The 23,405-nt window shown below is 65.7% G+C and carries 18 protein-coding genes; 4 read left to right on the forward strand and 14 right to left on the reverse strand.

Annotated features, from left to right (window positions below):
* Positions 1-35: 35 nt before the first annotated feature.
* From J4E58_RS28900 to J4E58_RS28910, 3 genes are all read right to left on the reverse strand, one after another.
* Entirely contained in the window at positions 36-1,559 is a 1,524-nt protein-coding gene (locus J4E58_RS28900; protein ID WP_087090905.1) for a sensor domain-containing diguanylate cyclase, read from the reverse strand.
* Positions 1,560-1,728: 169 nt separating this feature from the next.
* The gene (locus tag J4E58_RS28905) at positions 1,729-4,146 is read right to left on the reverse strand and encodes a DUF3772 domain-containing protein (protein ID WP_087090906.1); all 2,418 of its coding nucleotides are present in this window, start codon (positions 4,144-4,146) and stop codon (positions 1,729-1,731) included.
* 176 nt (positions 4,147-4,322) lie between these two features.
* Positions 4,323-5,342 carry an AraC family transcriptional regulator gene (locus tag J4E58_RS28910; RefSeq protein ID WP_087090907.1) on the reverse strand — a complete coding sequence of 340 codons (1,020 nt, stop codon included), beginning with the start codon at positions 5,340-5,342 and terminating at the stop codon, positions 4,323-4,325.
* Positions 5,343-5,421: 79 nt separating this feature from the next.
* Here J4E58_RS28910 and J4E58_RS28915 point away from each other — a divergent pair, with 79 nt between their 5' ends.
* Complete coding sequence (locus tag J4E58_RS28915) at positions 5,422-6,288, forward strand: phytanoyl-CoA dioxygenase family protein (RefSeq protein WP_087090908.1); 867 nt, start codon at positions 5,422-5,424, stop codon at positions 6,286-6,288.
* 20 nt (positions 6,289-6,308) lie between these two features.
* Here the strand turns inward: J4E58_RS28915 and J4E58_RS28920 are convergent, their stop codons facing one another.
* Positions 6,309-6,527 carry a hypothetical protein gene (locus J4E58_RS28920; RefSeq protein ID WP_087091169.1) on the reverse strand — a complete coding sequence of 73 codons (219 nt, stop codon included), beginning with the start codon at positions 6,525-6,527 and terminating at the stop codon, positions 6,309-6,311.
* 42 nt (positions 6,528-6,569) lie between these two features.
* Positions 6,570-7,913, reverse strand: a complete 1,344-nt coding sequence (locus J4E58_RS28925; protein ID WP_102673069.1) for an erythromycin esterase family protein — start codon at positions 7,911-7,913, stop codon at positions 6,570-6,572.
* A 372-nt stretch (positions 7,914-8,285) separates the two neighbouring features.
* On the opposite strand from J4E58_RS28925, the gene J4E58_RS28930 reads away from it, so the two are divergent.
* Positions 8,286-9,035 carry an SDR family NAD(P)-dependent oxidoreductase gene (locus J4E58_RS28930; protein ID WP_007925493.1) on the forward strand — a complete coding sequence of 250 codons (750 nt, stop codon included), beginning with the start codon at positions 8,286-8,288 and terminating at the stop codon, positions 9,033-9,035.
* On the opposite strand, the gene J4E58_RS28935 is transcribed toward J4E58_RS28930, so the two are convergent.
* Together J4E58_RS28935 and J4E58_RS28940 are read right to left on the reverse strand one after the other, a co-directional pair.
* Positions 9,032-10,009, reverse strand: coding sequence for an AraC family transcriptional regulator (locus J4E58_RS28935; protein ID WP_087090909.1), 978 nt, complete (start codon positions 10,007-10,009; stop codon positions 9,032-9,034). The two genes, J4E58_RS28930 and J4E58_RS28935, sit on opposite strands and share 4 nt — an antisense overlap.
* 108 nt (positions 10,010-10,117) lie before the next feature.
* Positions 10,118-11,011: a LysR family transcriptional regulator gene (locus J4E58_RS28940; RefSeq protein WP_087090910.1), complete on the reverse strand. Its 894-nt coding sequence runs from the start codon at positions 11,009-11,011 to the stop codon at positions 10,118-10,120.
* A gap of 149 nt (positions 11,012-11,160) precedes the next feature.
* Here J4E58_RS28940 and J4E58_RS28945 point away from each other — a divergent pair, with 149 nt between their 5' ends.
* Entirely contained in the window at positions 11,161-11,934 is a 774-nt protein-coding gene (locus J4E58_RS28945; protein WP_087090911.1) for an SDR family NAD(P)-dependent oxidoreductase, read from the forward strand.
* A gap of 45 nt (positions 11,935-11,979) precedes the next feature.
* Positions 11,980-13,287 (forward strand): MFS transporter, encoded by a 1,308-nt coding sequence (locus J4E58_RS28950; RefSeq protein WP_087090912.1) that lies wholly within the window; start codon positions 11,980-11,982, stop codon positions 13,285-13,287.
* A 152-nt stretch (positions 13,288-13,439) separates the two neighbouring features.
* Here the strand turns inward: J4E58_RS28950 and J4E58_RS28955 are convergent, their stop codons facing one another.
* From J4E58_RS28955 to J4E58_RS28985, 7 genes are all read right to left on the reverse strand, one after another.
* Positions 13,440-13,853, reverse strand: a complete 414-nt coding sequence (locus tag J4E58_RS28955; protein WP_007925499.1) for a CBS domain-containing protein — start codon at positions 13,851-13,853, stop codon at positions 13,440-13,442.
* A gap of 297 nt (positions 13,854-14,150) precedes the next feature.
* Positions 14,151-15,380 carry an MFS transporter gene (locus J4E58_RS28960; protein WP_087090913.1) on the reverse strand — a complete coding sequence of 410 codons (1,230 nt, stop codon included), beginning with the start codon at positions 15,378-15,380 and terminating at the stop codon, positions 14,151-14,153.
* A 180-nt stretch (positions 15,381-15,560) separates the two neighbouring features.
* Positions 15,561-16,274 (reverse strand): SGNH/GDSL hydrolase family protein, encoded by a 714-nt coding sequence (locus J4E58_RS28965; RefSeq protein ID WP_087090914.1) that lies wholly within the window; start codon positions 16,272-16,274, stop codon positions 15,561-15,563.
* A 10-nt stretch (positions 16,275-16,284) separates the two neighbouring features.
* Entirely contained in the window at positions 16,285-18,774 is a 2,490-nt protein-coding gene (locus J4E58_RS28970) for a TonB-dependent siderophore receptor (protein ID WP_087090915.1), read from the reverse strand.
* Between the two features lie 36 nt (positions 18,775-18,810).
* Complete coding sequence (locus J4E58_RS28975) at positions 18,811-19,314, reverse strand: RidA family protein (RefSeq protein WP_087090916.1); 504 nt, start codon at positions 19,312-19,314, stop codon at positions 18,811-18,813.
* Positions 19,315-19,353: 39 nt separating this feature from the next.
* Entirely contained in the window at positions 19,354-20,928 is a 1,575-nt protein-coding gene (locus tag J4E58_RS28980; RefSeq protein ID WP_087090917.1) for an FAD-dependent oxidoreductase, read from the reverse strand.
* A 34-nt stretch (positions 20,929-20,962) separates the two neighbouring features.
* The gene (locus tag J4E58_RS28985) at positions 20,963-23,110 is read right to left on the reverse strand and encodes a TonB-dependent receptor (protein ID WP_087090918.1); all 2,148 of its coding nucleotides are present in this window, start codon (positions 23,108-23,110) and stop codon (positions 20,963-20,965) included.
* Between the last annotated feature and the right edge of the window lie 295 nt (positions 23,111-23,405).

Genomic DNA, 23,405 nt, shown 5'->3' on the forward strand with positions numbered 1-23,405 from the left:
CTTAGAAGAGCTTGCAGCTTAGAGCTTGCAGCTCCTCACGAGGTTGGTACGGTCTGGTTGCGCCCCGCGCGCTTGGCCATGTACAGCGCCGAGTCGGCCTGCATCAAGAGGGTCTTGAACTCGGGCGTGGCGGGCACGCAGCTGTAGACGCCGAGGCTGATGGTCACGACGCCGCCGGGGTTGTCGACATGCTCGATCGCCAGTTCCTGTACCGCCAGGCGGATGCTCTCGGCCAGCACGTAGGCGCCGCCAGGCTCGGTGTCCGGCAGCAGCACCGCGAACTCTTCGCCGCCGTAGCGCACCGCCAGGTCCGAGGGGCGCCGCACGCATTGGCTGATGGCCCGGCTGACGGCGCAGATGCAATGGTCGCCCGCCACGTGGCCATAGCGGTCGTTGAAGCTCTTGAAGTGGTCGATATCGAGCATGATCAGGCTGATCGACGAGCGCTGCCGGGCCGCCCGCAGCCACTCCAGTTCCAGGTTGCGCTCCAGGTGCCGGCGGTTGGCCAGGCCGGTCAGGCCGTCCTGCAACACCAGGGTCTCCAGCACCGAGCGGGCTTTCTTCAAATGGCTTTCCACTCGCAGGCCCTTGCGCACCTGCTTGAACAACAGGATGCCGACCAGCAGATTGATCAGCAGCACCACGGCGATCATTGCGGTCAGTTGGTAGGTATCGGCACGCCAGCTGCTGAGAATGGACTCCTGGGAGTTGGCCGCCGCCACCACCAGCGGGTACTTGTACAGCACCCGATAGCCGAACAGGCGGTCGACGCCGTCGATGATCGACTTGACCATGACCGTGTCGGCGGGGGCACGGGGTATGTGCACGGAGAAGATTTCGCCCCGGGCCAGGGACGCACCGATGAGCTTTTCGTCGAACGGCCGCCTGGCGATGATCGTGCCCTGGGGCAGGGCGAGAAAGATCGCGCCCTTGTCGTCGATGCTGAAACGATCGAAGAACTTGTCGAAGTACTCCATCTTGATGGTCGCCAGCACCACGCCCTTGAAGTTGCCCTGGGCGTCGTTGACCCGGCGCGAGAACGGGATCACCCAGTCGCCCGTGGTCTTGCTGCGCAGGGCCGCGCCGACCCTGGGGGACAGGGTTGCATTCTCGCGGTGGAACTTGAAGTAGTCGCGGTCCGAGTTGTTTGCCTTTGGCGGCTTGTAGTCGAACGAGGTGAGCACCCAGTTGCCTTCCCGGTCATAGAAGAACAGGCCGTGCAACTGTTCGGTGGTGAACACGCGCTTTTTCAGCAGCTTCTGGGTTTTTTCCAGGGCCTGGGGCGACAGGTCGTCGAGGCGCTCGATCAGCTCTTCGAGAATCAGGTTGGCTTCGTCGAAGGTATCGGTCGCCTGTTGTGCCATGGACAGGGCCAGGTTGCCGGAGATCAGCCGGGCTTGCGCCAGTTCATGGGCCTTGCTGTTGATGACCTGGATGCCATAAATGCTGAGAATCGACACTGCGACCACCATCAGGAAGGCGATGGTGACCGCCAGTGCGGGAAGTCGTTTCGACTCCAGGGCAATATCTTCGGGGCTGATGTCGGGTTTTCCGTCCATGGTGTTCCTTGTCTTGCCGGGAGTGAAACAGGGCTGTCATCGGGTTCCTCGATGACAGCTGCGGCTCGTTGAAAAAAGTTGCCAGGGCCTTAGCCACGATAGCTCAGTGCTTCCCACCGCAAGATAAAAAACAGGGCGCTCGCCGGCAGTGCGCCCTGCAGGGGCTGGTTCATGCGCTAGGCTGGGCCGGTGGCTCGCCAGCCGCCTTGTCCTGGCTGTCGCTGATCAGCATCAGGTTCTGCGGCGACGACAGGGCGATGCCCACTTCGCGCAGGCGCCCGAGGATGGTGAACAGCAGGTCGCTGCGGGCGCCGGACACCGAGCGCGGGCTGCCGACGTAGCCGCTGACGCTGATGATCAGGCCGTTGCTGGTCAGGTCCTTGAACGATACCGAGGTCGCCGGCGCCTTGAGAATCGCCTCGTGCTCGGCATAGGCCTGCAGCAACAGCTCGCGCACCTGCAGCACATCGGTTTCCAGGGGCAGGGTGAGGGTGATGCCGACCACGCCCAGGGCGTTATCCATGGTCACGTTGCGCACGTTCTGCGAGATGAACTGCGAGTTCGGCACGATCACCGTGGAGCGGTCGGACATCTGGATTTCCGTGGCGCGCACGTTGATCCGCCGGATATCGCCCTCGACCCCGGCCAGGCTGACCCAGTCGCCGACCTTCACTGGCCGTTCGGTGAGCAGGATCAACCCGGAAATGAAGTTCTGCACGATGGCCTGCAGGCCGAAACCGATACCCACCGACAGGGCGCTGACCACCCAGGTCAGGTTGGTCAGGTTGATCCGCAGGGTTGACATCACCACGATCGCCAGCAGGACAAAGCCGATGTAGCCGACCAGGGTCACCAGCGAGGCACGCATGCCGGCGTCCATGTTGGTTTCCGGCAGCAGCCGCTCGCTCAGCCAGCGCTTGAGCACCCGCACGGCGAACATCCCGCCGACCAGGAACGCCGCCGCCAGCAGCAGGTCCTGGGGCACGATGTTGAGGTTGCCCAGGGACCGGCCGCTGACATCCAGCTGGGTGAAGCCTTCCAGCAGTTCCCCCGGGCTCGAGCCGGACGGCATGAACGCCAGCAGCGCCGCGGTGAACAGCAGCAGGGTCCGGCCGATGCCCGCCAGCACGGTGGTGGCCTGGGCCTGGTGGCGCGGCGACAGGCCCAGGGCCGCCGCCAGCGCCAGGCCGCCGGGCTGCTTGGGCGACAGCAGGGTTTCGCAGAGGTCGCCGAAGCAGGCGATCAGCAGGTAGGCGCTGGTGGTCACTACGCTGATCCACAGCAGCTTGACGGTGAGGAAGTACGCCAGGCTCAGGTAGCCGCTGAGCAGCGACAGCAGGATCACCGCCACCCAGACCGCCACGATGAAGGGCAGCAGCCCGGCGATGCCGGTGGGGCGCTCCAGCTCGAAGCGCCGGCGGGTACGGCGATGGCGCAGCAGGGCGAAGAAAAAGATCAGCGCGGTGACCAGCGCTGTCAGGCCGTTGACCGCCACGGTCAGGGCCAGGCTGCTGGCGATCACGCTGTTGATCCGCTCCTCGCCGGCGGTGAGCAGCAGCGCCAGCGCGAGGATCAGCGGGAACGGCCCCAGGGCCGTGGCGATCTGATCGGGAATCGGCGGCAGGCGCCAGGACGGCCGCGACAACATCAACATGGCGCGGCCGAGGCCGACGATGAAGGAGCAGAAAATCAGCAGGGTCAGCCACTGGCCGATCAGGTTGAGCACATCGGCGCTCAGCGTCGCGCTGTTGACCAGCCCCCAGCGCAGCAGCGAGGCGGCGGCATTGATGGTGACGATGGTCGCTAGCCCCACGGTCAGCGCCAGGGCGCTGCGGCGCAGGCGGCCTTCGGGCAGCCAGCGGATCATCGACCAGATCGCCAGGCGTTCCAGCAGGCGCCGGCCGACCACCCAGATCAGCGCCGCGATGACCAGCGTGGTAATGAACAACCCGCGATTGCCGGGAGCCAGCGCCGTCTCGAACGCGGTCCAGACTTCGTCGTAGAGGCGGTTCAAGCGCCCGAGGTCATCCTCGGTCGGGCGGATCAGCGTGGACCAGAAGGCCGGGCTGAGGGGGCTCGCCGAGCGAGTGCTGATCTGCGAATTGAACAGGCTGCGCCGCAGGTTGATGATCTGCGCGGCGAGGTCGCGGCCGGACTGGCTGAGCAGGTTGGCCTGGCGCTCTTCGTCGAGCAGGTTGTCCTTCTGCGCGCTCAGCACCTGGCGCTGGCTGGTCAGGCTGGGCGCTTCGTCGGGCAACGGTGGGCCGAGGACCTTGAGCTGGTCGTCCAGGCGCTCGATATCGGTGGCGCGCAGGGCGATCAGGCTGTCGGCCTGCTTCTGCACTTGCAGCGCGGCCTGGCGCAGGTCCGAGAGCAGGTCGTCGTTACCGCTCGCCGACACGCTCTGGCGGATCAGCTCCAGCCGGTCGTTGAGCTGCTCAAGATCCGCGCCCTCGGCCAGCAGCGGCAGCTGGTTGCGGGCAACACTCTGCGGCCCGGACGCCGGGGCCGCGAAGGCCGGCAGCGCAATACACAGCAACAGGGCCAACAGCCCCATCCCCCAGCGGTTCTGTCTCACTCGCTGCATCTGTCATGTCCTCTTTTGCTGTTCACCAGCCCTGACGAGCATAGACCGCGCCATCGCGGCATAAATTCCCCGGTGGGCGGCCCGCTGCCATGGCGATCAGGGTGGCGCAGCATGCCGGTTTACGCGGTGTTCGAGAACGGGGGCGGTGAAAAAATCCCTAAGGGGAAACCAGCCGTTCAGCGCCGGCCGCCACGATAGGCCCCCGGTGGCAGCCCGGTCCACTGTTTGAAGGCGCGCTGGAAGGCGCTGGGTTCCGAGTAGCCCAGGCGTTCGGCCAATTTGGCGACGCTCACCGAGCCGCGGGCGAGCAGGGTGCAGGCCAGGTCCCGGCGCAATTCATCGCGCACCCCGAGGAAGGTCACGCCGAGCGCTGCCAGGCGGCGGGCCAGGGTCTGCCGCGAAATGCCCAGGGCCCTGGCCGCCTCGAGTTCCGACAGCCCGGCAAAGGGCTCGGCGGCGCACAGCAAGGCGCGCAGGTGGGCTTCGAAGCTGGCCAGCGGGCCGGGGGCGATCACCGCCGGCAACAGGTGGCGGGCGAAGCGCGCCGCTTCCGACGGCCGGCGCATCAGCGGCGCCTGCAGGTTTACCGCCGGTAGCTCCAGCCATGCCTGCGTGGCGAAAGTCGGTTGGCGGCCGAACAGAAAGCGCGTTTGCGCGGTGAAGGCGCCGAGGTGCCCGGGCAGGACGATCCGCCGCAGCGGCAGGGTTTCGCCGGTGAGCCAGCTGCCGGTGTGCCAGAGCGCCAACAGCAGCATATGCGGCCAGAGCACCGAGTCGGTTTGCGCCCCGGGGCGCGGCGTCAGCACCAGGCGGGCAATCCTGGCGTGCTTTTCCAGGCGCCAGGGCGGCGAATCGTCGAACAGCTTGTAGAAGCGCGCGGCCTCTTCGAAGGCATCGGCCAGGGTCGGCAGATGCACCAGCAGCCGCAGCAATTGCTCGAAGCTGCCCGGCGGCACGGTGCGGGCGAAGAACCCCAAGGCTTCGTCGGCGCCGACGCCCACGGCCAGGCGACTCAAGGCGCGGTAGTTGAGCGGCGCCACGCGATAGCCGTCGCGCAGGGCCTCCCTGGGCAAGTCGCAGCGCTCGAGCAGCGCGGCGCGTGCGTCGGCGTCGAGACGCAGTTGCCCCAGCATCTCGCGCACAAAACGCGCGGGAATGGTCGGGGCGACGATCCAGTGCGGGTAAGGGCGGGTCATGTCAGTTGAGGCAAAGCGTCATTGGCGGCCACTCCGGCGTCCTGCAGATTGATACGACCCACTCCCAAGGAGCCAGTCGATGACAACAACAACCTTGCCCGAGCGGCACGACTACATGAGCAACGGATGCGCCAGGACCTATAGGTCGACCGCCGGTACCCAGCCCGCCGTGCCCGCCGCGCAACTCGACGAGCTGATGGCCCGCCTGCAATGCGACGGCTTCGTGGTGCTCGAACGGCTGTTCGATGAGCAGCAGGTTAGTCGCATGCGCGAGGATCTGCTGGGACGTTTCTGCCAGACCGGGCGCAACTCGTTCGAGGGCGCACGCACCCAGCGGTTGTACGCGGTGATTGCGAAAACGCGGGTCTGCGATGGGCTGGTGGAGCACCCGCTGATCCTGGGCCTGCTGGACCGACTCCTGGCGCCCAATTACCTGCTGTCGCAGCTGCAGGCGATCAATATCCTGCCGGGCGAGTGCGCCCAGCACCTGCATTACGACGATGCCTTCTATCCCATGGCCCGCCCGCGGCCGGCCTATGGCGCGGCGACGATCATGGCCCTGGACGACTTCACCGGCGACAACGGCGCCACCGTGGTGATTCCCGGCAGCCATCTGTGGGACGGGCGCCTGCCCACCGCCGCCGAACAGGCCGCCGTGCTGCCGGTGGTCATGCCCAAGGGCTCGGTGGTGTTTTTCCTCGGCACCCTCTGGCACGGCGGCGGCGCCAATCGCAGCGGCGCGCCACGCCTGGCGCTGACGGCGCAGTACTGCGAACCCTGGGCGCGCCAGCAGGAGAACTTCATCCTGTCGACCCCGCGCCACGTCGCCCGGCAATGCAGCGAACACATCCAGCGCATGCTCGGTTACTCGATCCACGCGCCGTTCATGGGCATGGTCAATGGCATGCACCCCAAGCGCATGCTCGAAGAGCCGCAGGGGCGCTGAGTGCTGCCAGGCCGAGGGGCTCAGTTGCCATCGGCGACCTTCCTTTCTATCTCGGCGATTTTCCTGGCGATGTCCTCGGCCTCCTGCTCATTGCCTGGCGCAGGGTCTGGCGTGGCGGCGTCATCGACGCCATGGTTCTGCTCTTCCTCGTCGCCAGGGTCCGGCTGCCCGGGGCGTTCTTCGGGGGCGGTCCCGGAGGTCGATGTGGATGCTTTCGGATTGTACGATTCGTGGTTCATGGTGGGGCCCTCGCTGGGGTTCTTCATCGCCAAGGGGGAGGCTTATACCCCGAAAGGAAAGGTGTCTTCTTCATGACTGAGACCGCTCGCCACCGGCAGCGGGGTAACGGCGCCGGTTGTTTCATGCCAGACCAGCGCATCGAACTGCTCGCCCAGCACCGCCTGGAAATAATGGCTCTGGCGCTCCGTCGCGGGCCGGTAGATGACGCCGATCGCCCGCTCCAGCAGCGGCTCGGATAGCGCCTGGCGCAGGTCTTCGCGCTCGGGGGCGCGCCAGTCAGTCAGCGAGGCGGGAATGCCCGCCTGGAGAAACTGCTGCTCCCAGCTGTCCGCAAGGGAAGGCCGCACCTCCTTGACCCCCATGTCACCGTCCCAGTTATCAGCGGCCACCACCTGGCCGCGGTCGGTGCTCATGCCGATCAGCACCGCAGCGTCGCCGTAGGCCGTGCGGCACAGCTGGCCGATGTTGAATTCGCCGCGCCAGCCCATGTCGGTCGCCGCTGCGTTGCCGATGTGCGAGTTATGCGCCCAGACCACTGCCTTGGCGCCCGCGCCGCGGTGCGCGAGCAAGGCTTGCAAGGTATCGAACATGTGCTTGTCGCGCAGGTTCCAGGAGGCGGCCGAGCTTCGGTACATGGCCCGGTAGTACTGTTCGGCAGAGCGTACGACCCGGGCATTCTGAGTGGCGCTGAACAGCGCTTCAGGGTTGCTGGCAAGGCGTTCGCTCAACAAGGTGTTCAACTGCTGGACCACCGCCTCCTCGCAGGAAGCCTCGTGCCCGCGCTCGACGAAATGGCCATACAGCGCCGGGTCGTCCTGCCAGGGCGTCAGGCAGCCATAACGGTGACGTGCTTCATGCGCCAGCCGGGCGTCGGTGCGATCGAGGTAGGCCAGTACTTCGCTGATGGAGTTGCGCAGGCTGTAGACATCCAGTCCACGAAACTCGACGCGCTGCTGCGCGGGCAGGGGGCGATTGTGGCGGTGCAGCCAACGGATGAAGTCGCACACCTCGACGTTGCGCCACATCCAGCTCGGAAAGCGGCTGAACGCCTGCTGCCCGGCGGTGGACGGGCCCAGGTCGCGCACATGCCGGTCGATGTGCCCGGCGTCGGGCCAATCGGCCTCGATGGCGACGATGCCGAAGCCGTGGTGGGTGATCAGCCGTTGGCTGATGGCCGCGCGGGTTCGATAGAACTCACGGGTGCCGTGGCTGGCTTCGCCGATCAGCACCACCCTGGCGTCGGCATAACGGTCGAACAGCTCGCCGAAAGCCGCGGATTCGAGGGCGGGCAAGGGTTCGGCGTATCGGCGCAGCAAGGCCTGGAGCCTACTGACAGGCTCCTTGCCACGCCCGGAGATCTCCTGCCGGCCTTTGCGTGGGTTCATGGCGCAGCCTCCTTCCAGGTAGAGGATCTGAATTGCCAGGGTCGATACAGAGAAGACGTCGCCGAAGAGAGGGCGTTCCCGCCTGGGGACCGAAGGTTGGCCAGTCAACGCCTGGATGCCATCAGCCCACCGGTAAACACCGGCTGTGGCCAGGATATCAATGGGCCTTGGCCACGCCCTGCAGCTTATGAGCGGGCCATCGAAGAAGCGGTGGTGCAAAGGGTCGCCGCGTCTCTGGACGATGGCGAAGCTATTCTGGAGGACCGGCTATTACCCGTTCGTGGCGTCGCTCATAAGCTGGGTTCGTCGACCAAAGGCCAGTTGTTCAAGGCCTGGTCAGCGTTTCTGAACCTGCAAGAGAAGCACACGAGAATGAAAAGACTGCACAAGAAAATCGCCCTGGTCACCGGCTCGTCCAAAGGTATCGGCGCCGCCATCGCCAAGCAGCTGGCCAGGGACGGCGCCACGGTGATCGTCAACTACAGCCGCGGGCGCGAAGAGGCCGAGCGGGTGGTCGAAGAGGTCCTGCAGGCGGGCGGTCGCGCCCATGCCATCCAGGCGGATGTCGCCAATGCCCTGGAAGTGAAGGCGCTGTTCAAGGCCATCGTCCATGAGCACGGCCATCTCGATATCCTGGTGAACAACGCCGGCGTCTATTCCACCGCGCCCCTGGCCGAGATCGATGAACAGGAGTTCCACCGCCAGTTCAACCTCAACGTCCTGGGCCTGATTCAGTGCACCCGCGAAGCGGTCGGCGTGTTCAACCCGGACGGCGGCAGCATCGTCAACATCAGCTCCAGCGTCACTTCGTTCACCCCGGCCCATTCGACGGTCTACACCGCCTCCAAAGGCGCGGTGGACGCCATCACCAGGACCCTGGCCAACGAACTGGGGCCGAAGAACATCCGGGTCAACTCGGTCAACCCCGGGCTGGTGGTCACCGAAGGCGTGCACGCCAGCGGTTTTTTCGAGGATGCCTTCCGGCAGAAGATCGAAGCCATCACCCCCCTGGGGCGGATCGGCAAGCCCGAGGACATTGCACCCGCGGTGGCCTTCCTCGCGTCCAGTGACGCCGGGTGGATCACCGGCGAAATCCTGGTGATCGGCGGCGGTCTGCACTAAACCTTGGAGTCAGCCTTGGAATCAGCCTTGGAATCAGCCTCGACGGTGGCCGACTGCTCGCGCTGGTACTGGCGTGGCGAGTGCGACATGACCCGCTTGAACGCGGTGCTGAAGGCGCTCTCCGATTCATAGCCCAGGGAAAACGCGATGGTCGCCACCGAGTCGCTGGAGTTTCTCAGGCGATCGCCGGCCAGCAGCATGCGCCAGTGGGTCAGGTATTCCATCGGCGCGGCGCCGACGATCTGCTTGAAGCGCAGGGCAAAGGCCGAGCGCGACATGGCCGCCAGCCGCGCCAGCTGCTCGACTGTCCAGCGTCGCGCCGGAGCGGCGTGCAGGGCGCTCAGGGCGGCGCTGAGGTTGCGGTCCGCCAGGCCGAAAAACCAGCCCATGTCATCGCGGTCCAGGCCGTTGCGTTCCAGGGCCGCGAGGTGGGCTCGCAGCACCTCGACCAGCATGATGTGCGCCAGGTGCTCGTTCATCAGCGAGCGGCCGGGCCGCTGCTGTTGCAGTTCGGCGGTAAAGCGTTCCAGCGCCCAGCGCAGGATCGACGCCTGCGGCGAGTGGCCCTGCACATGCACCAGCGAGGGCAGGGTACTGAGCAGGAACCGGGTGGGAATGCCGGTGAAGTCGAAACGCCCGCCCACCAGTTGCACATCGTCGCCGCCGTAATCGAGGGTGAGCTCGTCCGGGGCCGGGGTTTGAAAGAAGCCTGCGGAATCCATGGCCGGCACAGACAGATCGCTGGACAAGGTAAAGGGCAGGCCCCGGGTCATCAGGAAACAATCGCCTTGCTGGAGGTGCTGCGGCGCTTGTTCGCCACTGACCTTGACCCAGCAGCTGCCCTTGACCACGGCCGTGAACTTGATGCCGGCCCGGCTGGGAAAGTCGAAGGCCCAGTCGCCGCCCAGCTTCAAGGCCGCCGAATGGTAGTTACGGATTCTCAGCAGCGAAAGGACACCGGAAAGCGGATCCATGGGGCACCTTTTTGGACGATTGACAAAATTTAACCGACTTTAGCATGCCGATAATCCTGGAGCGGGGCTGCCAGGAGAAAATCCTCGGTCCAGGGTTGTCGCCGAAAATCATTGCCCGCGGCCCTGAAAGAACACGTCGCCGATCACCCCGAACACGGTGCTTTTCAGGGCATTGTCCAGTTCCACCCAGGCCAGGCCAGTGGTCGCCCGGTAATCCCCCAGTTCCAGGGGGCGGACCACGACGTTGGCGGGTACTGCGCGCCCGGCGTGGGCGGGCAGCAAGCCAATGCCGAGCCCGGCGGACACCAGGGCGAGCATGGTGGTGAACTCGCCCAGTTCCGCGGCGACTTCCAGTTGCCGGCCATGGCTGTTCAGCACTTGCATCAGTTGATCGTGAAAGCCCGGGGCGTAACGCCTGGCCAGGATCAACACCGGCAGTTGTGCCAGCGCCGCCGGTTGCAGGGTGGCGCACGAGGCCAGCGGATGATCGCTGGGCAGTGCGACCATGAAACGCTCCTGCAACACCTCCCGGGTCTGGATGCCGGGAATGATCGCCGGCAGGCGCATCAGGCCGAAGTCCAGCTGGCCGTTTTTCAGCGCCGCGGCCTGGTCCGGCCCCGGCATGTCCTTGAGTTCCAGCTCGATGCGCGGGAAGCGCTGATGCAGGGCGCGGATCAGCGCCGGCAGGAACTCCGGCAGTACCGAGGAAACGAACCCCAGGCGCACGCGGCCGATTTCCCCACGGCCCGAAGCCCTGGCCACATCCATCGCGTGAGCCGCCTGATGCAAGGTCGCGCGGGCCTCCGGCAGGAAGATCGCCCCGACCTCGGTCAGTGCCACGGCGTGGCGGTTGCGTTCGAACAGGCGCACGCCCAATTCCTCCTCCAGCAGCTTGATCTGCATGCTCAAGGCCGGCTGGACGATGGCCAGCCGTTGCGCCGCGCGGCCGAAATGCAGCTCCTCTGCCAGGGTCACGAACGAGCGCAGGTGTTTGATTTCCATCGGGCGACTCCAGGCTGAAAACGATTCGAGGCGGTGATCACGAAGGTTGATTACCAGATCACCAATGACGATTGGACAGCACCCGCCAGCTGCGTTGAAGTGCCCGCAAGGCCCATTTAAAAAACAGCGGCCGTCTTGCGGAGAAAAGCATGTCATTCAATCCCGGTTGTTTCCAGCTGGATGGGAGAAGGGCCCTGATCACCGGTTCGGGCAAGGGCATTGGCCTGGAACTGGCCCGGGGCCTGGGCGCCGCCGGCGCCAAGGTGGTGATCAACGATCGTAATAGAGACAAGGCCCAGGCCGCTGCCCGGCAGTTGCGCGACGAGGGCATTGGCGCGGAGATCGCGGTGTTCGACGTCACCGATCGCGCCGGGCTGTTCGAGGCCATAGACACCTTCGAGGCGCAGGTCGGGGCCATCGACATCCTGGTGAACAACGCCGGCATCCAGCGGCGCGCACCGCTGGAGGAGTTCGCCGCCGAGGACTGGCACGCGTTGATGCGGGTCAACCTGGACGGGGTGTTCCATGTGTCCCAGGCCGTGGCGCGGCACATGATCGGCCGGCGCCGCGGCAAGATCATCAACATCTGCTCGGTGCAGAGCGCGCTGGCCCGGCCGAGCATCGCCCCGTACGCGGCGTCCAAGGGCGCGGTGAAGATGCTCACCCAAGGCATGTGCGCCGAATGGGCGCGCCATGGCATCCAGGCCAACGGCCTGGCCCCGGGCTATTTCGCGACCGAAATGAACCGGGCGCTGATCGACGACCAGGGGTTTTCCCAATGGCTGTGCAAACGCACGCCGGCCGGGCGCTGGGGCCGGGTCGAGGAGCTGTGCGGCACGGCGGTGTTCCTGGCCTCGGCGGCCTCGGACTTCATCAATGGCCAGACGATCTTTGTCGACGGAGGATTGACCAGCGTCGTTTGAGCCCCGCACCCATACCTGAAAAACAACAACAAACAGGGGACACCCATGAGCCATCTCAACGAACCGGCACTGCCGCCGCACACCCGCGCCCAGGCCGGGCATGCGCCAACCACCGCCACGGGCTTCGCGCCCAGGCGCTGGCTGTACCTGATCCCGCTGATCTTCATCACCTACAGCCTGGCCTATCTGGACCGGGCCAACTATGGCTTCGCCAGCGCGGCGGGCATCGAGCAGGACCTGGGCATCAGCAAGAGCACCTCGTCACTGATCGGCGCCTTGTTCTTCCTCGGCTACTTTTTCTTCCAGGTGCCCGGCGCCATCTACGCGCAGCGCTACAGCGTGCGCAAGCTGGTGTTCTGCAGCCTGATCCTGTGGGGCCTGTGTGCGATGGCCACCGGCCTGGTGACCAATATCCCGATGCTGATGGTGATCCGGGTGTCGCTGGGCATAGTCGAAGCCGCGGTGATGCCGGCGATGCTGATCTTCATCAGCAACTGGTTCACCCGCCAGGAGCGCTCGCGGGCCAATACCTTCCTGGTACTGGGCAACCCGATCACCGTGCTGTGGATGTCGGTGGTCTCGGGCTACCTGATTCATGCCTGGGGCTGGCGCGAGATGTTCGTCATCGAAGGCGCGCCGGCGGTGCTGTGGGCGTTTGTCTGGTGGCGCCTGGCGCGGGACAAACCCGAGCAGGTCGACTGGCTGAGCCGGCAGGAAAAAGACCGCTTGGCCGCCATCCTCGCCGAAGAGCAGAAAGGCCTGAAGGTGGTGCGCAACTATCGCCAGGCCTTCACCAGCCCGGTGGTGATCCAGCTCTGCGCGGTGCATGCCTTATGGAGCATCGGCGTCTACGGTTTCATCATGTGGCTGCCGACCATCATCAAGCAGGCGGCCGCCACGGACATTGTCACGGTCGGCTGGCTGAGCGCGGTGCCTTATGTCGCCGCCGTCGCCGCCATGCTCGCGGTGTCCTGGGCCTCGGACCGCTCCGGGCGGCGCAAGTCGTTTGTCTGGCCGCTGCTGGGGGTGGGCGCGCTGGCGTTCTTCTGTTCGTACTTGCTGGGGCCATCCCATTTCTGGCTGTCGTTCGCCTTGCTGACCGTCGCCGGCGCCGCGCTCTACGCGCCTTACGGACCGTTTTTCGCGCTGATCCCGGAAGTGCTCCCGGCCAATGTGTTCGGCGGGGCGATCGGCCTGATCAACGCCTGTGGCGCGCTGGGGGCCTTCGTCGGCTCGTGGATCGTCGGCTATCTGATCGGCCTCACCGGCAATCCCGGGGCGGCCTATGTGTTCATGACCCTCGGCGTGCTGTCTTCGGCGCTGCTGATGGCCGTGGTGAAGGTCCGACGTTGAGGTCACGCCGGGCAATACCTCTGGGGCAACCGTTGCGCCGTCTCACCGGGCGACGACAGAACCCGGGGCCGACGGCTGCCTCGCCATTGCGCCGGCCCACCGGGTAGATACCGGCAGTGGCCGCTCGGCCACTGCCGTCTGGGGCCAGGCTATCAATGGGCCTTGGCCACGCCCTGCAGCACCGTGCTGTTGGCCTGGCTATCGTGGGCCTTGACGATATTGCCCAGGGACACCACGCCCACCAGGCGTTTCTGGCGATTGACCACCGGCAGGCGCCGCAGCTGGATATCGGCCATGTTGCGGGCCACCTCGTCGACCTCCTGGTCGTCGAAGCAATAGCGAATGTCATTGCTCATGACGCTGCTGATCGGCATATCGCAGCTTTGGCCCTTGGCCACGGCACGAATGACGATATCGCGGTCGGTGATCATGCCGACCAGCCGGTCCTCGTTGTTCACCAGGATGGCGCCGCTGTCGATGCTGGCCATCATGTTGGCGACTTCCCGCAGCGTCTGTTCGGGGCGTGCGGTCTGTACGTTACGGGTCATGACTTCAGAGATCTTCATCATGCTTCTCCTCGAAAGGCCGGGCCGCGGTGGCCCGGCATGAAAGCAAGGGCCCAGGCCCTCGCAGGTAAGGCTCAACGATCAGCTACGGCCTCCACGGGCGCCGCCGGGCTGGCCGCCTTTCTTGTTGGCGTCCGATGCTTTCTGCCGACACTAATTGGGAGTGCCGGTATTTTTCAAAAGTTGAAATTTGTTCGGCGGCGTACGACGAGTGGTTAGCCGCTAGGGACAGGGCCTTCGAGGGTGCGTTCTGTCCGTCTTCGGCAAAGGTTTCTGAACGCCGCTCACCAGCCCCGATCAAGTGTGCTCGGCGCCTGCGACAAAACGCGTACGGCGAGCCAAGGCGAACAAGGCCAGGCCAATGACCAGGAACAGCCCGAGCGCGAGGTGGCTGGCGGTGACGATGCCGCAGGCGTCCACCAGCAGGCCCATGGGCACCGGCGTGGCGTTGAACAGGTAGACGGTGGCGTAGAAATACGCAATCAATTTGCCGTGGCTGTGCCGGGGCGCCAGCTGGTTGACCAGGCGGGCATTGCCGACGAACAGCGCGCCATAGGCATAGCCACCGATCGCCAGCCCCGGCAGGGCGAGGTACAGGGCCTGGCTGTAGCAGGCCAGGAGCAGGACCAGCAATGCCAGGCATTGGCACAGCCAACCGCTGAGCAGCGCCTGGCGCGCGTCCATGCGCTGGCAACAGAGCTGGCTGATGCCGGCGATCAGCAGATAGGCCGAGACCACATAACCAAAGATTCCGCGGTCCTCCAGGCCGAACACCTGCTGCGCCACCTGCGGGCCGATCACGAACACGCAGGCGGCGAAGGACCAGCTGAAGAACACACTCCAGGCGCACAAGTGAAAGGGCAGGCCGATGCCGCGCAAGGCTTGCCTGAGGCTGGCCGGGCGGGTGTTTGCCACCGCGGGTGCCGCCGCATCGCTGGCCGCCCGGGATGGCCAGAGGATCAGGGTCGCGACCGCCGAAGCCAGGCCGAGCGCGGCGATCAGCCAGAAAGGCGCAGACAGGGGGCGCAGGTCCAGCTGCAACGCCGCGCCGCTGACCAGGGGGCCCAGGGCCAAGCCCGAAACCATCGCCAGGGTCGCCACCAGGGCCGGCAACTTGTCGTTGTGCCCCGGGTTGAAACGCACCAGCGCCACATTCACCGCCGCGGTCATCACCCCCGACCCGAGGCCGGCCAGCAACCGCGCCGCACACAACGGGCCCAGGGCGGTGCCGTGGGCAAAGGTCGCAGCCCCCACCAGCACCAGCAGGCTGGCGGGAACGAACAGGCGGCGCAGGTCGCTGACACTGCCGGCGATCCGCGCCATGGCCACCAGGGCGATCAGCACACCGATGCCATAGGCGCCGAAAATCAGCGTCAGGTCCAGCGCGCTCAGGTCGAACTGCTCTTTGTAGAAGGGGTAGAGCGGCGTCGGAGCACTGCTGTTCATCAGGGGCACCATCAGGGACAGCGCCAGGCAAAACAAAAAGCTGCTCGAACGCCGTCCACCGGCAAGCGTGGATGCGGGCATAAGGTATGGGGTCCGTTGGGTATCGAGGTGAACGTCAGGGCGTCGATTCGGCGCCGGCAGGCTGCTGCGAACCGGCCAGCAAATGATATCGGGCACGCCGCCGGGCACCATGCGCGAAACCCCGGAGTTTGTTGGCCGGCGTCCAGGGCGGGTGCGGGTGTGTGGGAGAGAGGGAGCGGCTTAGCGGCTGCAACGCTGGCGAATGACCCGCGCCGCTTCATCCGCGAGGATCTGGTAGAGCGCCGGGGAGGGGTGGAAGCCGTCCCCGGCCATCAGGCTGGTGGCCGGCTGGAAGCGGGTCGCCAGCAATGCGCAGCGATCCTGGCCGGCCAGCAGTTCGACCAGCAGGCTGTTGAAACGCCGGGCCCTGAGGCCCAGGTACCAGCGCAGCGGCTGGGGCAGGGCGGGGAACAGGTGCATGGGCGGCACGGGCAGGAAGACGATATGCCGGGCCTCGAAGCGCTCGCTCAAGAGTGCGATCAGGCGCGAGATCCGCGCCTGCCATTCGGCCGCGACGATGCGACTGGTGACGTCGTTGACGCCGATGGACACCAGGGCCACATCGAAGGGCTCGGCCGGGCCGTCCTCCAACAGCTGGAACAACTGTCGCGAGTCCAGCCCGGACTGTGCCCGCAGCTGCCATGACAGCTGGAAGTCGCCGGCGAGACCAGCCACCAGCCGGCCGGCAATCGCCTCGTCCTGGGTAAGGGCGCCCACGCCCGCCGCCGCGGAGTCGCCGAGGATCAACAGGCGCAGGGCCGGCCCGCAGGCGTCGGCGTGCCGGCCTTGGCGCGGGCCTTCGGCCTCCGGCAACCTGGGGGTGACCCAGCGGGTGTACAGGCCCTGGGCGAGTAACAGCGGCCCCAGGGCCACCTTGGCGAACACGTCGGTCATGGGCAGTTACTCAGAAGGCATATTGCACCCGAGTGTAGTAGTAACCGCCAGTGAAGCCGAAGGGCGAGTAGCTGCCCCAGTTGTCGCCGAACGACGAGTTGCTGACGCCGATAGGGTCGGGGTACTTGTCGAACAGGTTCTGCGCGCCCACCGCCACGGTCAGTTGTTTGTCGAAGGCATAGGCCACGTCCAGGTCGGTGATCCACTTGGCCGAGTATTCGCGGTCCAGGTCCGGGTTGCTCGAACTGTTGACCTCGGTGTAGGTGCCGTAGCGGGTCAGTCGCAGGTTGACGTCGAAGTCGCGGATCGCCCAGTCGGCGGAGAAAATCATCTTGCTGCTGGGGGAGGTCTTGGTGAGCAGCGCCCGCGACTGGCGCCCGAGCAGCTGGAAGTTGCTGCCCAGGGCGCTCAGTTGCGCGGGGGTGTCGCTGACGCTGAGGATTTGCGTGTGGTTGTAGTTCAGCGCCGCGGTCCATTTCACCGAGCCGTAGCTGGCCAGGTTCTGCCGGTAATTGCCCACCACATCGACCCCGGAGGTGCGGGTGTTGGCGCCGTTGGTGAAGTACTGCGCGCCGGCGGTGGCGGGCACGCCGATGCTGTCGAGCAGGGCGGCGACGCCGGGGCCCTGGAAGCGTTCGCTGAGCACCAGGCGGTCGCGCAGGTTGATCACGTAGCCGTCCACGGTCAGGCTCAGGTCTTCGCTGGGGGTCAGGGCAAACCCCAGGCTGAAGTTGGTCGAGCGCTCCGGTTTCAGGGACTGCGCCCCCAGCGCCTGGGCGCCGGCCGAGTCCACCGGCAGGATCACATAGTTGTAGGACTGGTAGACGCCATTGATGGTGTCGAAGCCGGTCGAGCGGGCGGTGAAGATCTGATTGGCCAGGGACGGTGCGCGAAAGCCGTTGCTGATAGTGCCGCGCAGCGCAAACACCGGGTTGAACTCATAGCGGGTGCTGAGCTTGCCGCTGCGAGTGGCGCCCACGCCTTCGTTGTAATGCTCGTAGCGCGCGGCGACGCCCACATACCACTGCGCCACGGGGTAGAAACCCAGGTCGATGTAGCTGGCGACGCTGTTGCGGCTGATCTTCTGCTCATCCTCGGGGCTGATGCCATTGGTCACCTGGGCGCCTGGGTCGGGGCGTTGCCCGGCGCGCGGGTGGCCGGCGGGGAACACATAGCCGCCATCGATATAGGAGGCTTCGGAGCCGGCGCGGGTCTCGTAGCTTTCGCGCCGGTGCTCGAAGCCGAAGGCCAGGTCCAGCGGCTTGGCCAGGCCGATCTCGTAGCTGCGCTTCAGATCCAGGTTGCTGGTCAACTGGTCGGCGATGTAGATGCCGGAGGTGAACTTGTTCGGGGTGTTTTCCCCCAGCGACGGGTTCTGGTTGTCGTAGGTGCGCTGCTTGGCGTAGTTGCGTCCGTAGGTGCTGCTCAGGTCCCAGGCCCAGCCGCCGAAGTCCCCGCCCTTGGCGCCGAACGCCGACTGGAAGTCGGTTTCGTTGACCAGCCAGTAGGGGCTGTAGCCGTTGGGGTAACCATTGGGGCCGGTGGTGATGGTGTTGCGGCCGTTGGGCAGGCGGAAGTTCTGGCCGTCGTTGTTCTCCCGGGTGGCCAGGGTCGAGAACGAATACAGGGTCACGGCGTCGTTCAGCGGCAGGTCGAGGTTGTAGCCGACATCGGCCAGCTGGCTGCGGGGCAGGCCGTAGCCCTTGTAGGTGTGGTGGCTGGCATCGGCCTCGCGCGGGTCGGGCGAGCCGTCGGCCAGCGGGTAGTAATGGCGGCTGTAGCCGTTGCTGCCGGCCTTGTTGTCGCGCTCCTGGTAACGGCTGTCGAGGGAGACATTCAGCACCCCGGCCTCGCCGACCTGGAAGCCGTAGTTGAGCGCCTCCTGGGCGGTGCCGCGCTTGCCGTCGTAGCCCTGGCCGAGGGTGGTGTCGGAACTGCCGCCGGTGGTCTGCTTGAGGATGATGTTGATCACCCCGGAAATCGCGTCCGAGCCGTACTGCGCCGCGGCGCCGTCGCGCAGCACCTCGATATGGTCGATGGACGCCACCGGGATCAGGTCGAGGTCGCTGGGCGCCGCGCCGCTGTTGATGCCGTTGATGTTCAAGGTGGCGCTGGTGTGCCGGCGCTTGCCGTTGACCAGCACCAGCACATGGGAGGCGGTGAGCCCGCGCAGGGTCGCCGAGCGCACCACGCCGCTGGCGTCCCAGCCGGCGCGGTCGGGCAGGTTGAAGGACGGGATGAACTTGCTCAGCGCTTCCAGCAGGCTGGGTTTGCCCACCGCGCGCAGTTGTTCGCCGGTGACCACGTCGATCGGCGTCGGGCTGGTGGTCACGGTGCGTTCGGCGGTGCCCCGGTTACCCGTGACCACCACCGTATCGAGGGTCGGCGAGGCGCTTTCGGCGGCCGCCAGGTTGAACCAAGCCAGGCCGCAGGCAATCGACAGCGGCAGCAGTAACGGGCGAAACGCAGGCACGGCGTGTTGGACGGTTGAGCTGGGCATAAGCATGAAGCTCCTGAATGTCGGTTTGGGGCCGTGTCACTTCTTGCGAGCGGCGACGGCTTCGATTTCCACCAGGCCGCCGGGCAGCGGCAGGGCGACCACCTGCACCGCGGTGCGCGCCGGTTTGTGCGGCTGCTCGGCGCTGCCGAAGAACGGCGTATAGCCTTGCTGCAACCCGGCGAAATCCAGCTTGCCGCCCTTGGCCGGGTCGCCCACCAGGAACACCCGCAGCTGGATCACGTCCCCCAGGTCCAGGCCCTGGCTGTGCAACACGCCCTTGAGCTTGTTGAGGATCGAGGTGGTCTGGGTCGCGGTGTCGCCGTAGGCGGCAAAGGAGTCCTTCGGCGCTTGCGGGTCGCGCAGGTCGGCGAGCAGGCCGCTGACGAACAGCAGCTCGGTCTGCGCCGGCACCGCCACCGCCAGGGAAATCGGAAAGTTGGAATTGGGCAGGGCGATGCGCTTGATCTCGTCGGCGTGGCTGAGGCTGGTGCAGGCGGTGGCGGTCATAAGCAGTCCTGCGAGCAGTGTCTTGGTTTTCATCGGTCGGTCCTTTTTGCTGTGGAGAAAATGGCGGGAAAATCAGGCGGCAACGCCCGGTTGCAGACGTTCGGCATGGCGGCCGATCAAGGTCACGATGCGGCGCGCCGAATCGGCGGCGCTGTTCTGCCAGATGCCGACGCCGCCATGGGCCAGGGCGTCGCTGGCCAGGTAGGTGCGGCCCTGGGGCTGGTTGAGGATGTGGTAGGCCTGTTCGCCGACCTCGTCGTTGACGATCCACGGGCCTTTGCTGAAGGGCACCTTGGACCAGTTGATGGCCACCGGTTTTTGCAGCTTGGCGCTGTGCCCGGGGTGCAGCAGCTCGACGGCCTGGCGCGAGGAGGCGAACTGCTCGGCCAGGGATTTCTGGCTGAAGGCCTGGGCCGCCGCGCTGGTGTTGTAGGCGGCGATAAGGATGCCCTGGGCGCTGTTCAGCCGGTCGCTGGGGTACCACAGGCCTTTGACCTCGTGGTCCAGGTAGGACAGCCCGCCGAAGATGTTGAAGTCGGTTTCCCAGAAGCGCGGCGACTGCCAGGCCACCTTGTTCGCCTGGTCGCTCTGGGCGCTGAGGATCGCCTGCTTGAACGGCGTGCTGAAGTTGTTCGGCAGCTTGGCCAACAGCGGCAGGGGCACCGTGACGATGGCGTAGTCGGCGCTCAGGGTCTGGCTCTTGCCGGTCTGGCGGTCCTTGTAGGTGATGCGGCTGCCAAGCTCTGCGGTCTGGATGTCGCTGACCTCGGCGTGGAAGCGCACCGCGTCCTTGAGCTTGTCGTAGAACGCCAGGGGAATCCGGTCCATGCCGCCCACCGGTTGGAACATGGTCGAGGAAAACTCGGGGATTTCATCGAACACCAGCGCGCCCCAGAGCTTGGGGTTGAGCAGGGTCTGCAATTCCAGCGGCGCCCGGGTGATGCCGGTCTGCTCGCCCGCGCCGGGCAGGCGGGTGTAGCCCGAACGCACCGAGCCCTTGTATTGGAAGTCGGCGTTGAGGTCGCCATAGACCTTGAGAAAATTCAGCAGTGCCTGGCGGTCGTCGGCGCTCAGGTCCTGGTCCAGGGCCTTGCGGCTGACGCTGCGCGCCAGCAGTTCGGACAGCTGGCCACGGCTGTCGTTGACCGCCTGGCGCAGCTGGAACGCCGGCTGCCGGGCGTCGGGCAAGGCCAGGGCATTGCGGCTGCTGTTGACCAGCACTTGCAGCTCGACGCCCAGCTCGCGGCAATAGCCGAGAAGGGTCTGGTGATGGCTGGGAATACGCGCCGGGCCGGCGTTGAAGAACTGATCCTCATCGAAGTCCACGGTCTGGCTGACGCCGTCGTCGAAATCGACCTTGGTGCCGCGGCGCAGGGTCCAGTTGCGTCCGCCCACACGCTCGCGGGCCTCGAGAATGGTCACGCTGAAACCGGCCTTGCGCAGTTCATAGGCGCTGACCAGCCCGGAAATGCCGGCGCCGACCACCACCACATGCTTGCCTTTGCCGCTGCTGCCCAGTTGCAGCGGGTCGAAGCTCGCCGCCATCGCCTTGGGCGCAAGCCCCAGGGCATCGAGGGCGCCGACGGCGGTGGAATAACCACCGACGGCGGCGATACGGGAAATCAGTTGCCTGCGGGTAAAAGCCATAAGGTGCTCCTTGGCATGTTTGCCGATGAGGGGGTCAGAGGTCGTAGCGCACGGACAGCAAGAGGGTTCGCGGGTCGTTGACCGAGTAGTAGCGGGCGCCGCTGGACGGCACGTAGCCCACCGACTGCGGGTAGGCGCGGTCGAGCAGGTTTTTCACCGCCAGGGTGGTGGTCCAGTGGCCGTCGCCGGAGATGTAGCGGGTGTTGGCGTTCCAGAAGGTCTGCCGGGGGATTTCCTGGATGTCGTCGTTCAGCGCGTTGGCGTACGACTTGGTCTGGAACTGCGCATCGATGCCGGCCAGCCAGGTGCCGGGCAGGCCGGCGGGGATGGTGTAATTGAGGCCGACACTGGTGTTCCAGCGCGGTGAGAACACCAGCTGCTTGCCGTTGGCGTCGACCCCGGCGCCGCTGGCGTTCTCGAAGTCGTCGTACTGGCTTTGCAGGTAGCCGAGGTTGAAGGTCAGCTGCAGGTCGCGGGTCAGGGCGCTGAGGGTTTCCAGCTCGACCCCGTAGGTGTGGGCCTGGCCGACATTGGTGCGCAGGCTGACGCCCAGCGCCGGGTCGTAGGCGTTGGTCTGCAGGTCCTTGTAGTCGTTGTAGAACAGCGCCAGGTTGGCCCGCAGGCGACGGTCGAAGAAGTCGCCCTTGAAGCCGGTTTCCCAGGTGGTCACGTCTTCCGGGGAAAACGCCTGCTCGGCGGCGGCCCGGGTCGGCGCGCGGTTGTCGTAGCCACCGGCCTTGAAGCCCTTGGCCACGTAGGCGTACTGGTTCAGGTGCGGCGTCCAGGCGTATTCGAAGCCGAGTTTCGGGCTGGTGGACTGCCAGGATTTGCTCGAATCGGCACTGAAATTAGTGCCGGTGATCCGTCGATTGCTGTCGATCGCGTAGTTGTCGTACTCGAAGTTCTTGTGCTCGCGGGTAAAGCGCAGCCCGGCGATCAGCGACAGTTGCGGGGTGATCTTGTAGCTGCCCTGGCCATACAGCGCATAGCTCTCGGTGTGGGTGGTGCTGTACTGGCCCTGGCCGATCACCCGGTTGCGCGCCACCGAGTAGGTGAGGTTGTCGCGCTCGGCGTCGAACTTCTCGCGGTACAGGTACAGGCCGGTGCTGAAGCTTAGGTCGTCGTAGTCGCCGTTGAGCTGGAACTCCTGGGTGGCGTAGTCCTGCTTGTAGAGGATCAGGTTGTTCTGGATCAGCGCCGCCTGGCCCGAGTTGTCGTAGTCCACCGGCTGGTGGAAGGCCGAGTAGGCGGTCACCGACTTGAAGTTCAGGTGCTCGTCGATGGCGTAGATCGCCCGCAGCACCGAGCTGCCCTGGTCGAGGCGGTTCTTCGGATCGAGGCTGCTGTAGCTCTTGAACTTGTCGAAGTGGCCGTTGGCATCGAAGGGCGTGTAGCTGGTGGTGTCGCCCCGGTCGAAGGTGCCGGCCAGGGTCAGTTGCACATCCCAGGGCGAATCGTCCGGCTTGTAGCGCAGCTTGCCGCGGTACGACTGGATATCGACGTTGTTCACGTCCTTGCCACGGGTGGGGTTGGAGACGGTGCCGTCGCGGCTCAGGCGGATCGCCGAAAAGCTGCCGAACAGGGTGTTGTCCACCAGCGGTCCGCTGATCAGCAGGCGGCCGTTGCGGGCGTCGTAGTCACCGGCGCCGAGTTCGAGGAAACCCCGGGTTTCCTGGGTCGGGTCGCGGGTGATCACGCGGATCGCCCCGGCGCTGCTGTTGCGTCCGTACAGGGTGCCCTGGGGGCCGCGCAGGACCTCGACGCGCTCGACGTCATTGAAGTCGAGCATCGAGGAAATCGCCCGCGGGATGTACAGGTCGTCGGCGTAGACCGCCACGGCCGCTTCCTGGATCGGATCGGTCTCGCCGATGCCACGGATGCCGTAGGTCTGCGCGCTGTAGGAGATCGACTGGCGGCTGAGGGTGAGGTTCGGCACCTGCCCGGAGAGGTCGCGGATGCTCTTGATCTGCTTGTCTTCCAGGGCTTTTTCGTCGAACGCGGAGATCGCCAGCGGGGCCTTTTGCAGGTCCTCGGCGTGGTGCTCGGCGGTGACGGTGACCACCGGCAGGGCAGCCTTGTCGGTGCTTTCTTCGGCGTGGGCCGGCAACCCGGCCAGGTTCAGCGAGACGCCGGCGCTCAGGGAGACGGCCAGCGTCAGGTGGTGTGCGGTGAAGTGCTGCATGGTGAACCCCAGGTGTGTAGGTTGGCGTTGTTATGTTTTTTCGGGCAAAGCTGCGCCGGGGCCATGCTTTGAAAGCCATCGCGGCGGGGGCTTGAGCCGGTTTCAGGTTCGGGTGGAGCTATTGACCGTGGAGTGGTGTCGGCCGGAAAAAATGCAGTTCCGTGGGCCTCCACCTGGTCGGGTGGTCGGTGCTGGATGTAACAGTATTTGTATAAATACGCCGTGTAAAAGTCTGAATAGTTATAAGTTAATTATAAAAATATGTAATTTAATGCGATTAATAAATGCGTATTTC

Source organism: Pseudomonas sp. FW305-25 (assembly GCF_017351415.1).
GTDB classification, from domain to species: Bacteria; Pseudomonadota; Gammaproteobacteria; order Pseudomonadales; family Pseudomonadaceae; genus Aquipseudomonas; species Aquipseudomonas chlororaphis.